Below are 14,810 nucleotides of genomic sequence, written 5' to 3'. Positions count from 1 at the left end.
GCACTGCCCGAATCGCCACAAGGAACAGCAGCCAAACCGGCACCTCAGCATCACCACAAAGGCTGAAACGGAAAAAAGGTCGCGGCCCGAAAGCGATACCAAACAGTATCACACGGACCGCGACCTTTGTCGTTCTCGAGGTCGTCACATCAACTGGCCTGTCATCCCCTACAGGCCCGTCTCGCTTCAGGTCGCGCTGCTGGCGACTTCAAGGCTGCGTTCGACCGGCATTTCACGTGGCGGGCGCCCGATCACGTCACGCAGCTCGTCCAACTCGATAAAGTTGTCGGCCTGGCGGCGCAGTTCATCGGCGATCATCGGCGGTTGGCTGCGAATCGTCGAAACGACCGAAACCCGCACACCCTGACGCTGCAGGCTTTCGACCAGCGGGCGGAAATCGCCATCGCCAGAGAACAGCACGATGTGATCCACACGCGGAGCCAGCTCCATGGCATCGACGGCAAGCTCGATATCCATGTTGCCCTTGACCTTGCGTCGTCCCTGGCTGTCGGTGTATTCCTTGGCCGGTTTCGTCACCATGGTGAAACCATTGTAGTGCAACCAGTCCACCAGCGGGCGGATTGGCGAATACTCGTCGTTCTCCAGCAGGGCTGTATAGTAGAACGCGCGCAGCATCTTGCCGCGACGCACGAATTCCTGGCGCAAAAGTTTGTAGTCGATATCAAACCCAAGTGCCTTTGCAGCAGCGTAGAGGTTTGAACCGTCTATGAACAGCGCCAGCCGTTCATCCTTGTAAAACATCAAATGTCCTTTCGGTAATGATAGACCCACTGCCCCAGTTCAGGAGTGTTGGCGTGAGTGTCGTAAATGCGACAGTAAGTCCGCAGCGTGAGAAATAGGTAATTCTACAGTCTCTTCAACCCATAGGTTATGCCTCAGAGGATACTCGCATGTCCGTAAACGAACAAGATATCTTGATAGCTCTGGGTTCAAACCTTGGCCTGCCCCAGGGCAGTCCAGCGCTAACATTGGCCGCGTCTGTTGCCGAAATCGCACGATCCGAATTTGACATCCGCAGAATTAGTCGTTTTTATTCAACGCCTTGCTTTCCTGCGGGCGCCGGGCCGGACTATGTTAACGCCGCATTAGTGCTAAGGTCAGAATTACCCCCCGCGCAGGTGATGCGGCGGCTCCATGACATCGAACAGGTGTTCGGGCGCGTCAGAAAAGAACGTTGGGGCACCCGCACGCTGGACCTGGATCTTTTGGGAATGGGCGGTATCGTGCTGCCAAATGCGGCGATTCAGGCGGAATGGCGAGCACTCCCGGTTGACCAGCAGGCCCGGATCGCGCCCGAACAATTGGTCCTGCCACATCCACGGATGCAGGACCGCGCATTCGTGCTTGTGCCATTGGCCGATGTTGCGGCAAACTGGATGCATCCGACACTGGGCCGCACGGTTGCCCAGCTCTGCGATGCGCTGGACCCTGCCGCGCGCGCAGAAGTGCTGCCTTTGTGATCAATCCCGGCTTGTCATCCGCCACCTCCCGGGCTAAAGCTGCGGTTTCCAAGTCGAACCGACAAAACTGGAGTGTTCCATGGCCCGCGTCACCGTAGAAGATTGCGTCGACAAAGTCCCCAACCGCTTTGAGCTTGTGATGCTCGCAGCACACCGCGCCCGCGAAATCACCGCTGGTGGTGCCATCACGGTGGACCGCGACAACGACAAGAACCCTGTCGTTGCCCTGCGCGAGATTGCGGATGAAACCCAGTCTGCGGACGAATTGCGCGAACGCCTGATCGAATCCAACCAGACTCAGATCGAAGTTGACGAGCCGGAAGAAGACGCCATGGCATTGCTCATGGGGTCCGAGCCCGACAAGCCGGCCGATGATGACATGTCAGAAGAGAAACTGCTGCGCGCCCTCATGGAGGCGCAAAGCCAAGGCTGAGCTCCGCTTCAGATGCGGGCCAGTTAAGGAGAGAGTCGCATGATAGCGGCCGAAGATCTTGTTGCACTGGTCCGCAACTACAACCCAAAGACAAACGCAAATCTGATTCGCGCAGCCTATGAGTATGGCGCGCGGATGCACGAAGGGCAGGTTCGCCATTCCGGCGAGCCATATTTCACCCATCCCGTGGCCGTCGCCGCGATCCTGACCGAACAGCAGCTTGATGATGCGACAATCATCACCGCCCTGCTGCACGACACGATCGAAGACACCAAATCCACCTATTCCGAGATTTCGCGCCTCTTCGGCCCCGAAGTCGCGATGCTTGTGGATGGCGTTACCAAACTGACCAACCTTCAGCTGTCCAGTTCGGAAACCAAGCAGGCCGAAAACTTCCGCAAGCTGTTCATGGCCATGTCCAAGGACCTGCGGGTGATTCTGGTCAAGCTGGCCGACCGGCTGCACAACATGCGCACCATCAAGGCGATGCGCCTGGAAAAGCAGCAGCAGAAGGCGCGCGAAACGATGGATATCTTTGCCCCGCTCGCCGGGCGCATGGGTATGCAGTGGATGCGCGAAGAGCTTGAGGATCTGGCCTTTCGCGTGCTCAACCCCGAAGGCCGCGCCAGCATCATCCGCCGTTTCATCACCCTGCAGAAAGAGGCCGGCGATGTGATCCACAGGATCACCTCCGATATGCGCGCCGAGCTGGAAAAAGAGGGCATCGAGGCAGAGGTCTTTGGCCGCGCCAAGAAACCCTATTCGATCTGGCGCAAGATGCAGGAAAAAGAGATGGGCTTTTCCCGCCTCTCCGACATCTACGGCTTTCGCGTCATCACCCGGTCGGACATGGATTGTTACCGCGCGCTCGGGGTGATCCACCAACGCTGGCGCGCCGTGCCCGAACGGTTCAAGGATTATGTAAGCCAGCCGAAATCCAACGGCTACCGGTCGATCCACACCACCGTGTCAGGCCGCGACGGCAAGCGGGTCGAGGTTCAGATCCGCACGCGCCAGATGCATGATGTCGCCGAAACCGGCGTCGCGGCACACTGGTCCTACCGCGATGGGGTGCGCTCGGAAAATCCCTTTGCGGTGGATCCGGTGCGCTGGATTTCCTCGCTCACCGAACAGTTCGATGGCGAAGACGACCACGACGAATTCCTCGAAGCGGTCAAGCTCGAGATGTATACCGATCAGGTGTTCTGCTTCACCCCCAAGGGCGACGTGGTGAAACTGCCGCGCGGTGCGACACCGCTGGATTTTGCCTATGCGATCCATACGCGCATCGGTTCGGCCTGCGTCGGGGCCAAGATCGACGGGCTGCGCGTTCCGCTCTGGACCCGGATGAAGAACGGCCAGTCGGTCGAAATCATCACCGCCGAAGGTCAGACACCGCAGGCCACCTGGCTTGATATCGCAACCACCGGCAAGGCCAAGACGGCAATCCGCCGGTCGCTGCGCGAGGCAAACCGCGAACGGTTCGTCAAACTGGGCCGCGAACTGGCCCGGTCGGCCTTTGAAAACGTTGGCAAAAAGGCATCTGACAAGGCGCTGGAAAAAGCCGCCCGCACGCTGCGGCTTCAGGGTCGCGAAACCCTTTTGGCCCGTCTGGGCAGCGCCGAAATCACTGCCCGCGAAGTGGTTCAGGCCGTTTACCCCGATCTTGCCCCGGCAAAGACCGGCGATGTCGACCTGAACCGCGCCGTTGTCGGCATCTCCGAAGGTCAGAGCTTTGAACGCGCGCCCTGCTGCCAGCCGCTGCCGGGCGAACGCATCGTCGGCATCACCCATCGCGGGCGCGGCGTTATCGTGCACTCCATCGACTGTGGCTCGCTTGCCGCATTCGAGGATCAGCCCGCCCGCTGGCTGGACCTGCAATGGGCCGCCGGGAACCATGCGCCGATCTACGCAGTTTCACTTGACATGACCATCGGGAACGATGCCGGTGTGCTTGGTCGGATTTGCACGTTGATCGGCGAACAACAGGCCAATATCTCGGACTTGAAATTTGAAGATCGGAAACCAGACTTTTACCGAGTGCTGGTAGATATCGAACTGCGCGATGCCGAACATCTACATTCGGTTACCTCAGCGCTCGAAGCGGAAAGTGACGTCGCATCGGTCGAACGGCGGCGAAACCCGTCACTCAGTGCGGCAAAGACGGCCGCGGAATAGAATTCGGGAAGGACGGGCAGTGGTCTTCAAACGTCGGGACAGGCGACCGATCTGGAAGATCGCGCTTGAAGCTCTCTGGCCGCGCGGCGGCTGGGGGCGCGCGGCGCGCTACGTTCAGCACCGCCTGCACCGCCTGCCCGACGCCCCTGAGAAAATCGCCCGCGGTATCTTTGCCGGCGTCTTCACCACCTTCACGCCGTTTTACGGGCTGCATTTTGTCTGCGCCGCCAGCATCGCCTTCATCCTGCGCGGCAACATCATCGCCTCGCTTCTCGCGACCTTCTTCGGCAATCCGCTGACCTATGTGCCCATCGGCATCATCTCGATGAAAACCGGCTACTGGTTGCTGGGCCTGAACAAGGATCCCGCGATGCACGGCTCGCTCGGGCGCAAATTCGCAGAGGCCGGGCAGGATCTGTGGCACAATATCCTGTCGATCTACAGCGGCGCCCCGACCGACTGGCACGGCCTGTCGATCTTTTATCACGAGGTGTTCTTTCCCTACATGATCGGCGGCATCATCCCGGGCCTCATCGTTGCGACCATCGCCTACTATCTTTCCGTGCCGGTCATCCGCGTCTACCAGAACCGCCGCCGGGGCACGCTCAGGGACAAGCTGGCATTGTTGAAGAAAAAGAAGAAACAGGCTGACGCGGGCATTGCGTCGGATTAGTCTGGCGACCAGACACCAACTGCCGAAAGACCGCCATGACCAGCCCCCACGAACGCCTGCGCCTTGGCGTCAATATCGACCATGTCGCCACCGTCCGTAACGCAAGGGGCGGCGACACACCCGACCCGCTGCGCGCCGCCAGACTGGCGCAGGAATCAGGGGCCGATGGCATCACCGCCCATCTGCGCGAAGACCGCCGCCACATCTCGGACGCCGACATCGACGGGCTGATGGAGGTGCTGACCGTGCCGCTGAATTTTGAGATGGCCGCCACGGACGAGATGCAGAAGATCGCCCTGCGGCACAAACCCCATGCGGTCTGCCTCGTGCCGGAAAAACGCGAGGAACGCACCACCGAAGGCGGGCTCGAAGTCGCGCGCGAAGAAAACAAGCTGGCCCACTACATTGCCCCGCTGCGCGAAGCTGGCTGCCGCGTGTCAATCTTCATCGCCGCCGATCCGCGCCAGATCGATGCCGCCCACCGCATCGGTGCCGAAGTGGTCGAACTGCACACCGGCGCCTATTGCGACGCCCATGCCGAAGGCCATTTTGACATTCGCGACGCCGAACTGGAAAAGCTGCGCACCATGGCGACCCACGCCCATGCGCTTGGGCTTGAGGTTCACGCAGGCCACGGGCTGACCTATGACACCGTGCAACCGGTCGCCGCCTTCCCAGAGGTGAAAGAGCTGAACATCGGTCACTTCCTGATCGGCGAGGCGATTTTCCGCGGGTTGCAACCCGCCATCGCCGAAATGCGCCGCCTGATGGACGCGGCCCGCGCATGACCGCCATTCACGCGCCACCCAAGATTTTTTTGAAAAATCTTGCCAAAAGTCTTCATAAGACTTTTGCGGCGTTGCACTGAGAAATGCCACGATTGCGCGTCGCCACGAATTCGGGCCTGCCCCTCATCCGCTTCCTGGTGATCAGCCCGGTGGGCAGATGGCCCCGGTTTCCGGGCAAGAGAGGTCCGGAATGATCCTCGGCATCGGCACCGATCTGGCAAATATCGAACGCATCGCCGACACGCTCGACCGTTTTGGCGACCGTTTTCGCAACCGCGTCTTTACCCCGACAGAACAGCACAAGGCCGAACGCCGCAAGGATGTGGCCGGCACCTATGCCAAACGCTGGGCCGCCAAGGAGGCGTGTTCCAAGGCGCTTGGCACCGGCTTGCGCATGGGCATCTCGTGGAAGGACATGGCCGTGACCAACCTGCCCACCGGGCAACCCGTCATGGCGGTGACCGGCTGGGCGCTCGAACGGCTGGCCGAAATGACGCCGCCGGGTCACGAAGCGGTGATCCACGTCACCCTGACCGACGATCACCCCTGGGCGCAGGCCTTTGTGGTGATCGAGGCGCGGCCGCTGACCCGCGATCAGCCGTATGTTCAGGAATCCGAGCGCCGGACCGTGGGGCCAGCCCCTCGGACTCGCCGGGATATCTAGGGACAGATGAAGGCTGAGCCGTCTCACCCGCGCGTCGGGGTCTGCACCATGACGGATGCTGTACCCCAAGGCACCAAACACGGCAAAGATCCCGCGCCTTGACACGCCCTGCCCGCGGCAGCATGTAGCGCGGGAACTTCAGGCAGAGGGCATGCGCAATGGCATCCGATAGCGGCAAGGGCAACGGTTTCTTCGAGACCATCAAGACGGTGGTCTATGCGCTGCTGATCGCGGGCATCTTTCGCACGCTGTTCTTTCAGCCGTTCTGGATCCCCTCCGGTTCCATGAAGGACACGCTGCTGATCGGCGATTTCCTCTTTGTGAACAAGATGGCCTATGGCTATTCCTACGCCTCCTGCCCCTCGGTCTATCTGCCCGCCATCGGCATCGACATCGACGCCGAGGACATCTGCGGATTTCTGGACGGCGACAACACCCGCATTCTGGGCGGTGAACCTCAGCGCGGCGATGTGGTCGTCTTCCGCCACCCGGTATCGGGCCGCGATTTCATCAAACGGTTGATCGGCCTGCCGGGCGAAACGGTTCAGGTCAAGGGCGGCGTGCTCTTTATCAACGGCACCCCGGTTCAGGTCGAACCCGCAGGCAATTTCGAAGAAACCGCCGAACCGCAGGGTCCGCAGGGCATGCGCCCGCGCTGTGCCAACGGCCCGGTGGGCGACGGCGGTATCTGCATCAAGGAACGCTTTACCGAAACCCTGCCCAATGGCGTCAGCCACGACATCCTGAACATCGGCACCCAGGGGTCTGATGACACCCCGGTCTATACCGTGCCCGCGGGACAGTATTTCTTCATGGGTGACAACCGCGACAATTCCTCGGACAGCCGCATTCCCGCGATCACCGGCGGCGTCGGCTTTGTGCCTTACGAAAACATCGTCGGCCGCGCTGACCGTATCATGTTCTCCTCCGCCGGCCGTTCGATGCTGTATTTCTGGACCTGGCGCGCGGACCGCTTCTTCAAGGGCGTCCATTGAAGTTATCGGCAGATCTGAAGGCGCTGCAAAAGCGTCTGGGCCACGAATTCAACCGGCCCGAGCTGATCCTGCGTGCGGTCACTCATGCCTCGATGTCCGGCCCCACCCGGGACGACAACCAGCGGCTTGAGTTTCTCGGCGACCGGGTCCTTGGCCTTGTCATGGCCGAGGCTTTGCTGGCCGGTGACCGTGGCGCATCCGAAGGCCAGCTTGCCCCGCGCTTCAACGCGCTGGTGCGCAAGGAAACCTGCGCCGATGTCGCCCGTGAAATCGACCTTGGCGCGGCGCTGAAACTGGGCCGCTCTGAAATGCTGTCGGGCGGACGGCGCAAGCTGGCCCTGCTGGGCGACGGGATGGAGGCGGTGATTGCCGCCGTCTATCTTGATGCCGGGTTCGACGCAGCCAAGGCGATGGTGCTGCGGCTCTGGGGTGACCGGGTCGGCGCGGTCGAAGAAGACGCCCGCGACGCCAAGACCTCGCTTCAGGAATGGGCCCAGGCCCGTGGCCAGCAGCCGCCGCGCTATATCGAGACCGCCCGCAGCGGCCCCGACCACGCGCCCGTCTTTACCATCCGCGCCGAACTCGACGACGGCACCGGCACCGAGGCGACCGCCGGATCGAAACGCCAGGCCGAACAGATGGCCGCCAAGGCACTGTTGACGCGGGTCGAATCCGCAGGATGAACGACAATCTGCGCGGCAGCGGCTTCATGGTCCTGTCGATGATCGGCTTCGGTCTCGAAGACGCCTTCTTCAAATCCGCCACAGGCTCGGGCGGCATCACCCCCGGTATCGCCACGATCCAGTTCGGCCTGCTCGCCATGGCGATCTATGCCCTCATGGCGCGCTCAAAGGGCCTGCCGCTCTGGCATCCCGCCTATCTGCAACGCGGGCTGCTGATCCGCACGGGGTTTGAAATCTGTGGGCGGCTGTTCTTTGCCCTCAGCCTTGCCTACACGCCGCTTTCGACCACCACGGCGATCCTGCAGGCCGCACCGCTGGTGGTCATGGCCGGTGCCGCGCTGTTCCTTGGGGAAAAGATCGGCCCGCGTCGCTGGATCGCCATGGCCATCGGCTTTGCCGGCGTTCTGCTGATCGTGCGCCCCTCCCCTTCGGGGATCGAGGCGAACGCCGTCTTTGCCCTGCTTGGCATGATCGGCTTTGCCGGACGCGACCTTGCCACCCGCACCAGCCCGCCCGGGGTCCACAGCGTTCAGCTCGGAATGCTCGGCTTTGCGGTTGTCACCTTTGCGGGCCTTGTCATCCTTGCCTTTGAACCGGGCCTGCCAGCGCTTCCCACCGGTGGCGCGGCGCTCAAGATCCTCGGGACGGCACTCTGCGGCGTTGCCGGTTACACCGCGCTGACCGCCGCCATGCGCACCGGCGAAATCTCGGCCGTTGCCCCGTTCCGCTACAGCCGCCTGCTCGTCGGGCTGATCCTCGCCATGACGGTGTTTGGCGAACGTCCCGATACGCTCACCCTGATCGGCGCGGCGGTGATCGTGCTCAGCGGCATCTACACGCTGCTCCCGGCCCGCTGGCGCCGCCTGCGCCCCTGATGAAAAATGTCGACAGGGGCCGATCCTCGTTCTAGCCAGAGATCAGGACATCAGCACGGTAGGCATGACATGAGCGACCCGGACAAACCCGCACTGCGCCTGCAGGACTGTCCCGATTGGGTCTACCTGCTGCAAGAATTCGACTCGCTCTACCGCTACGGCTCGGCCGGTGGCAGCAAATCAATCCGCAGCCACCGCAAACGGGTGCGCGATACGCTGTCATCGGTGATCGACCGCAATCCCGAAATGACCTTTCGCGCCCCGGCGATCAAACCCGTCACGGCCCATCTGGGCCGCGCGCTCGATCTGGCGGAACGCAATACCCTTGCCGGTCTGGGCCGGGCGCTGTCGCGGGTGACGGATCAGCTGACCTGGGAATATGGCTATGAAACCATGCCCAAGGTGCTGGAACGCAAATACGCCTACTTCGAAGTCCTCGGCCCCCAGGGCCCGATCAAGGCGGAACGGCTGATCCTTGGCTTTGTGCTCTTTGCGCCCAACACCACCTACCCCCAACACAGCCACAAAGAGATCGAGGAAAGCTATATCTCGGTCGCCGGTGCCTGGTCCGAAAATGACGGGGCCGTCTATGCGCCGGGATCGCTGATCCTGAACAGCCCCGGACACGAACACCGCATCACCACCGGCGAACTGGACCCCTGCCTGCTCGCCTATGCCTGGGTCGGCTCCGAAGACCGCCTCTCCGCGCCGGGCATGAAACTGTCCTACAAGCGCAAGGCCCGCATGACGCGCAGCTGACCAGCGCGCGTCGGGCGGCGCATGCCCGTGGGATGGCGCATCAAACGATTGTGCTCGGCACTTTATCGTCCCGAGTACATCTTTTCTCTGGTCTATGCGCTCACATCACCCCAGCGCCAGCCCGGCGGACGGGCATGCGCTGCCCGGCGCGCTTCGCGCTTGATTCCGGGCCGGTCTGCCAAACGACCGTTTGGAAATTGCCCGCCGCACCCCCATATAGCAGCCATACGAAAACCATACGCTTGCCATACGCATTCCATACGCCCCAATTCCCCCTCTGGCCCTGCCCACCGATTTCGCCTATAGCCCCTGACTTGCAACCACCGGAAAGCCCGAAATGACCCAACGCGCCGGATTCGTCGCCCTGATCGGAGAGCCCAATGCGGGCAAATCCACCCTGACCAACCGCATGGTCGGGGCCAAGGTATCCATCGTCACCCACAAGGTGCAGACCACCCGCGCCCGCATCCGCGGCGTCGCGATCGAAGGCGACACTCAGATCGTCTTTGTCGACACCCCCGGTATGTTTGCCCCCAAGCGCCGCCTTGACCGCGCCATGGTCGCCGCCGCCTGGTCGGGTGCTGCGGATGCCGATGTCGTGGTCCTTCTGATCGAGGCGCACCGCGGCATGACCGAAGGCGTCAAGACCATCCTCCAGCGCCTTGGGGATATCGGCAAGGGGCGCACAATTGCCCTTGCAATCAACAAGATAGACAAGGTCAAAGCGGAAACACTGCTCGATCTCAGCAAGCAGATGAACGAAGCCTGCCCTTTCGTGAAAACCTTCATGATCTCCGCTGAACGCGGCTTTGGCGTTGATGATCTGAAGACCTGGCTCGCCGGTGAGATGCCCGAAGAACCCTGGCTCTATCCCGAAGATCAGATCGCCGATCTGCCCATGCGCATGATCGCCGCCGAGATGACCCGCGAGAAACTGACCCTGCGTCTGCATCAGGAGCTGCCCTACCAGCTGACCGTGGAAACCGACCACTGGACCGAACGCGAAGACGGCACCGCCCGCATCGACCAGGTGATCTATGTCGCCCGCGATGGCCACAAGGGCATCCTGCTCGGTCACCGCGGCGAGACGATCAAGGCCGTCTCCAAAGCCTCCCGCGAAGAGCTTGAGGAGTTCCTGGGCCGCAAGGTCCACCTGTTCCTGCAGGTCAAAGTCCGCGAAAAATGGCTTGAGGAATCAGAGCGTTACTCGGAAATGGGCCTGAACTTCAAAGACGGAAATGTCTGAACCCCGCCTTGTGACCTCCTTCTGGGTGGCGGCCTACATGCGCCGCCTGTCCCTGCATGAAATCCCGGCTTTCGTTGTCCACCACGGCGACGATACCGCCGGGGCGGTGCTGGTGAAACTCAACACACTCGACGGCAATGCACGGGTCTTTTCCCGCAGCTTTGACCTCACCTCCGACAGCCGAAAATGGGTCGAACTCGCCAGTGGGCCAGAGCGGGAAATGGACGAAACCGTCGCCCGCCAGCGCAGCTTTGACTACGATCTCTGGGTGATCGAGGTCGAAGACCGTCAGGGCCGCCACCTTCTGGACGAACCCGGCCTCGACACCTGACCACGCGCCTCGGGAAACAGCCTCGCAGGGGACGCCGCAAAATTCGGTTGGTCTACCCCCCGCCCCCGTCAGCCCCTTGCGCCCGCCACGCCCCGGCCCCACTCTTGCCCGATGGATTGGCGCGATACCGGCATTCTTCTAACCACCCGCAGGCATGGCGAATCCTCCGCCATACTCGAGGTGTTCACCCCGTCCCGGGGCCGCCACGCGGGCATCCTGCGCGGCGCCACTTCGCGCAAGATTGCGCCAAGCCTGCAACCCGGCGCCCAGCTTGATCTCAGCTGGCGCGCCCGGCTCGAAGATCACATCGGCAGCTTTACCGTCGAACCCCAGCGCTCCCGCGCCGCGCTTGCCATGACCGACCGGCTGTCGCTGGCGGGCCTCAATGCGGTCGTCTCCCTGCTCGCCTTCTGCCTGCCGGAACGCGAGGCACACCCAAAACTATACCAGCGCACCGAATCCCTGCTCGACCTGCTGGGCCAGCCCGATATCTGGCCGCTGGCCTATCTGCGCTGGGAAATGGCGCTGCTGGATGAAATGGGCTTTGGCCTCGACCTTTCCGCCTGCGCCGCCACGGGCGCGAACGACCAGCTGATCTATGTCTCGCCCCGCACGGCCCGCGCAGTTTCGGCCTCGGGCGCGGGGGACTGGGCCGACAGGCTGCTGCCGCTGCCCGGCGTGATGCTGGGACAGGGCGACGCCACCAATGCCGAAATCTGCATTGCCCTCGGGACAACCGGGCATTTCATGCACAACCGGCTGGCCACGGCGCTTGGAGACAGGCCGCTGCCGAATGCCCGCGCGGTCTTTGTCGACCGGCTCAGCCGGACGGGACGCGCGTGAAAACCATCTTTTCACCCTCATCATTGGATAGTGTCAGATCGAACTCTTTGACGATGGCAATGCTCATCCGCCCAAGCGCAGCCAGAAACGCCTGTTCCTGTTCCATCTGCGGACAGCGGCGCCGCGTCACAGCAAGCGGACCCAAGCCAAACCACGGATAGGGCGCCGTCTGCGCCCCGGAAAAGGTATTGCAGGGTCCCTGCCCCGCAATCTGCCATGGGTGGGGAAACCAGATCGAGGCCACGGCACCGACGGGATCGCCATTGAGGCTCGTTAGAACAAAGACATCATCACCCGCCCCATAGGCCCGCAGCGTTTCATCCCGTGCACAGGCGGTCACGAACAACACCACAGCCATCGCTCTGGCAAGAAAGAGAATTCTCATGCACAGTACCCTGCCAGCCGCCCACCGCCACCGCAAGCCACCAAAACATTACCTCATCTGGGCAGATGCGCAACGAACGCTCCTAAGGTCCAAAAGCACGACATCTTCCAAGTGATCCCAAACCACGATAGGAACAGCATATGAGCTGGACCATACCCAATATTCTCACCTTACTGCGCCTGCTGGCTGCCCCCGGCGTCGCCGTGATGTTCCTTTATTTCACCCGCCCCTTTGCCGACTGGTACGCACTTACCCTGTTCGTAAGCGCCGCCATCACCGATTGGTTCGACGGCTACCTTGCCCGTGCCTGGGGCCAGCAGACCAAACTTGGCGCGATGCTCGACCCGATCGCGGACAAGGCGATGGTGGTGATCGCCCTCATGGTCATCGTCGGGTACTCCTCGATGTCGCCCTGGCTTGTCCTGCCCGCCACTTTCATCCTGTTCCGCGAAGTCTTTGTCTCGGGCCTGCGCGAATTCCTTGGCGATACCGCCGGAACGCTCAAGGTCACGAAACTTGCGAAATGGAAGACGACGCTGCAAATGATCGCCATCTCCGTGCTCTTTGCCCAGGGCGTCTTCGAACACTACCTTGGAATGTCGGTCTGGGGGATGGATCCGCAGATGGCAGGTGACATCCTCGACGGAAAGATCGAGGATCTTCACGGCCTGCGCTGGAAAGAAGCCGGCATGGTCTGGTGCGGGCATGTTGGCCTTATCCTGCTGTGGATCGCGGCGGCCCTGACCCTTGTCACCGGATGGGATTACTTTCGCAAGGCGACCCCCTATCTGAAGGAAGAACCATGATGGACATTCTTTATTTCGCCTGGGTCCGTGAACGCATCGGCCTGCCTAAGGAACGCGTGACAACGGACGCCGCCACGGTTGCCGACCTTGTGGCCGAACTCAGCGCCCGCGAAGAACGCTATGCAATGGCCTTCTCAGACCTCTCGGCACTTCGCGTGGCCGTGGATCAGGAACTCACCGATTTCAACGCGCCCCTTGCCGGAGTGCGCGAAGTGGCGTTCTTTCCACCAATGACAGGCGGCTGAGATGCGGATTGTCGTTCAGGATGCGCCTTTTGATCTGGGGGTCGAGTCAGAGGCCTTTGCCGCTGGACGCCATGACATGGGCGCCATCGTCACCTTTACCGGCGTTGTGCGGGACACTGCGGATGATCTCGACGTGATGGAGATCGAACATTACCCCGGCATGACCGAAAAGGCCCTGACGGCCATCGCGGAAGAGGCGATGCAGCGCTGGAATCTGGGCGATGTGCTGGTCATCCACCGTTATGGCCGTCTGGTGCCGGGGGACCGGATCATGATGGTCGCCACCGCCTCCCCGCACCGCCGTGACGCTTTTGAGGCAGCGGATTTCCTTATGGATTACCTCAAATCCCGCGCGCCGTTCTGGAAGAAGGAACATGGCAAGGGCGGGACAGACTGGGTCGCGGCCAAGGACGAAGACGAGGACGCCCTGTCCCGCTGGTAACCGCCGCTCTGCGCAGTTCGCTTGCCTTTGTGTCACATCCCCGGTCATAATACTTGACCAATTGCCTGATCCATTGCCCGGTGCGCGCGCCCATGCCCTTTCGCCCGATCCAGCCAGAAAAGCTGTCGACCGCCGTCACCCGGCAGATCGAAAAGCTGATCCTCCGCGGCATCCTGCGGCCCGGCGAACGCTTGCCGGCCGAACGCGAACTGGCCGAGCGCCTCGGCGTCTCGCGCCCCTCGATCCGCGAAGCGGTGGCGGACCTGTCCGAACGCGGCCTGCTCAACAGCCGGGCCGGGGCGGGGATCTATGTGGCCGATGTGCTTGGTTCGGCCTTTTCCGATGCGCTGGTGAAACTCTTTGCCGCCCATGACGAGGCGGTCTTCGACTACCTCTCATTCCGCCGCGATCTGGAAGGGCTGGCAGCCACCCGCGCCGCGCGGCTGGCCTCGGACACCGACCTTCAGGTGATCCAGACCCTGTTCGATCAGATGGAAGCCGCACACCAGAAACGCAGCCCGGCAGACGAGGCGCGACTGGACGCGGATTTCCACCTGTCGATCTTCGAGGCGAGCCACAACGTGGTGATGCTGCACATGATGCGCTCGATGTACCAGCTGCTGCATCAGGGCGTGTTCTACAACCGCCAGATCATGTTCAAGCAACGCACCACCCGCGACATGCTGCTGGGCCAGCACCGCGCGATCAACGACGCCCTGCAGGCCCGCGACCCCGAAGCGGCCCGCGCGGCGGTCGAGGCACATCTGGATTATGTCGAGGCGGCGCTGACCGAAAACCGAAAGGCTGACCGCCACGAGGAAATCGCACGACAGCGGTTCGAAAGGATCAAGGGGCGGATCTGACCGAAACGGCATGGGGCCAGCTTCGACTCCGGCAAGGCGCTGCCCCAAAGCAGGCCTGCGAACCTTTGACCAAAATATTGGGAAGTTTTGAAACGGTGCAGATGGTGCTGCCCCGTCGTA

The 14,810-nt window shown here is 62.0% G+C and carries 19 protein-coding genes; 17 read left to right on the top strand and 2 right to left on the bottom strand.

Translation table 11 applies throughout. The annotated features are described in order from the left end of the window. Window positions 1-186: 186 nt before the first annotated feature. Window positions 187-762 (bottom strand): LabA-like NYN domain-containing protein, encoded by a 576-nt coding sequence (locus CHB75_RS03810; protein WP_089269190.1) that lies wholly within the window; start codon window positions 760-762, stop codon window positions 187-189. Window positions 763-911: 149 nt separating this feature from the next. Here CHB75_RS03810 and folK point away from each other — a divergent pair, with 149 nt between their 5' ends. The 13 genes from folK (at window position 912) to recO (ending at window position 11,949) form a co-directional block, all read left to right on the top strand. Beyond that, window positions 912-1,481: a 2-amino-4-hydroxy-6-hydroxymethyldihydropteridine diphosphokinase gene (gene folK, locus CHB75_RS03805; protein ID WP_089269189.1), complete on the top strand. Its 570-nt coding sequence runs from the start codon at window positions 912-914 to the stop codon at window positions 1,479-1,481. Window positions 1,482-1,560: 79 nt separating this feature from the next. Further along, window positions 1,561-1,914 carry a DNA-directed RNA polymerase subunit omega gene (gene rpoZ, locus CHB75_RS03800; RefSeq protein WP_089269188.1) on the top strand — a complete coding sequence of 118 codons (354 nt, stop codon included), beginning with the start codon at window positions 1,561-1,563 and terminating at the stop codon, window positions 1,912-1,914. Between the two features lie 39 nt (window positions 1,915-1,953). Further along, window positions 1,954-4,092, top strand: a complete 2,139-nt coding sequence (locus tag CHB75_RS03795; protein WP_089269187.1) for a RelA/SpoT family protein — start codon at window positions 1,954-1,956, stop codon at window positions 4,090-4,092. A 19-nt stretch (window positions 4,093-4,111) separates the two neighbouring features. Then, complete coding sequence (locus tag CHB75_RS03790; protein WP_089269186.1) at window positions 4,112-4,765, top strand: DUF2062 domain-containing protein; 654 nt, start codon at window positions 4,112-4,114, stop codon at window positions 4,763-4,765. Between the two features lie 35 nt (window positions 4,766-4,800). Further along, window positions 4,801-5,553 carry a pyridoxine 5'-phosphate synthase gene (locus CHB75_RS03785; protein ID WP_089269185.1) on the top strand — a complete coding sequence of 251 codons (753 nt, stop codon included), beginning with the start codon at window positions 4,801-4,803 and terminating at the stop codon, window positions 5,551-5,553. 190 nt (window positions 5,554-5,743) lie between these two features. Next, window positions 5,744-6,217, top strand: a complete 474-nt coding sequence (gene acpS, locus CHB75_RS03780) for a holo-ACP synthase (RefSeq protein ID WP_089269184.1) — start codon at window positions 5,744-5,746, stop codon at window positions 6,215-6,217. Window positions 6,218-6,375: 158 nt separating this feature from the next. After that, entirely contained in the window at window positions 6,376-7,212 is an 837-nt protein-coding gene (gene lepB, locus CHB75_RS03775) for a signal peptidase I (protein ID WP_089269183.1), read from the top strand. Next, on the top strand, window positions 7,209-7,895 hold the full coding sequence (gene rnc / locus CHB75_RS03770) for a ribonuclease III (protein ID WP_089269182.1): 687 nt from the start codon (window positions 7,209-7,211) through the stop codon (window positions 7,893-7,895). The genes lepB and rnc overlap by 4 nt, the downstream gene beginning before the upstream one ends. Then, complete coding sequence (locus tag CHB75_RS03765) at window positions 7,892-8,770, top strand: DMT family transporter (protein WP_089269181.1); 879 nt, start codon at window positions 7,892-7,894, stop codon at window positions 8,768-8,770. Before rnc ends, CHB75_RS03765 begins: the two co-directional genes overlap by 4 nt. Window positions 8,771-8,839: 69 nt before the next feature. Continuing rightward, a complete protein-coding gene (locus CHB75_RS03760; protein WP_089269180.1) occupies window positions 8,840-9,529 on the top strand; it encodes a dimethylsulfonioproprionate lyase family protein in 690 nt (229 codons plus the stop codon). Window positions 9,530-9,866: 337 nt separating this feature from the next. Further along, window positions 9,867-10,775: a GTPase Era gene (era, locus tag CHB75_RS03755; RefSeq protein ID WP_089269179.1), complete on the top strand. Its 909-nt coding sequence runs from the start codon at window positions 9,867-9,869 to the stop codon at window positions 10,773-10,775. Then, entirely contained in the window at window positions 10,768-11,106 is a 339-nt protein-coding gene (locus CHB75_RS03750; protein WP_089269178.1) for a DUF1491 family protein, read from the top strand. The genes era and CHB75_RS03750 overlap by 8 nt, the downstream gene beginning before the upstream one ends. Before the next feature lie 111 nt (window positions 11,107-11,217). Next, a complete protein-coding gene (recO, locus tag CHB75_RS03745) occupies window positions 11,218-11,949 on the top strand; it encodes a DNA repair protein RecO (RefSeq protein WP_089269177.1) in 732 nt (243 codons plus the stop codon). On the opposite strand, the gene CHB75_RS03740 is transcribed toward recO, so the two are convergent. Continuing rightward, window positions 11,927-12,334 carry an META domain-containing protein gene (locus CHB75_RS03740; RefSeq protein WP_245840657.1) on the bottom strand — a complete coding sequence of 136 codons (408 nt, stop codon included), beginning with the start codon at window positions 12,332-12,334 and terminating at the stop codon, window positions 11,927-11,929. The genes recO and CHB75_RS03740 overlap by 23 nt on opposite strands. Window positions 12,335-12,474: 140 nt before the next feature. On the opposite strand from CHB75_RS03740, the gene pgsA reads away from it, so the two are divergent. The 4 genes from pgsA (at window position 12,475) to CHB75_RS03720 (ending at window position 14,690) form a co-directional block, all read left to right on the top strand. Next, complete coding sequence (gene pgsA, locus CHB75_RS03735; RefSeq protein WP_089269175.1) at window positions 12,475-13,140, top strand: CDP-diacylglycerol--glycerol-3-phosphate 3-phosphatidyltransferase; 666 nt, start codon at window positions 12,475-12,477, stop codon at window positions 13,138-13,140. Continuing rightward, entirely contained in the window at window positions 13,140-13,385 is a 246-nt protein-coding gene (gene moaD, locus CHB75_RS03730; RefSeq protein ID WP_089269174.1) for a molybdopterin converting factor subunit 1, read from the top strand. The genes pgsA and moaD overlap by 1 nt, the downstream gene beginning before the upstream one ends. A 1-nt stretch (window position 13,386) precedes the next feature. Then, window positions 13,387-13,827 (top strand): molybdenum cofactor biosynthesis protein MoaE, encoded by a 441-nt coding sequence (locus CHB75_RS03725; protein ID WP_089269173.1) that lies wholly within the window; start codon window positions 13,387-13,389, stop codon window positions 13,825-13,827. Window positions 13,828-13,919: 92 nt separating this feature from the next. Further along, a complete protein-coding gene (locus CHB75_RS03720; RefSeq protein WP_089269172.1) occupies window positions 13,920-14,690 on the top strand; it encodes an FCD domain-containing protein in 771 nt (256 codons plus the stop codon). The last annotated feature ends 120 nt before the right edge of the window (window positions 14,691-14,810 follow it).

The sequence above is a fragment of the Puniceibacterium sediminis genome (assembly GCF_900188035.1).
Classification (GTDB): domain Bacteria; phylum Pseudomonadota; class Alphaproteobacteria; order Rhodobacterales; family Rhodobacteraceae; genus Puniceibacterium; species Puniceibacterium sediminis.
Note: the sequence above shows the minus strand (reverse complement) of the source record. Positions and strands in the feature narration are given on the sequence as shown.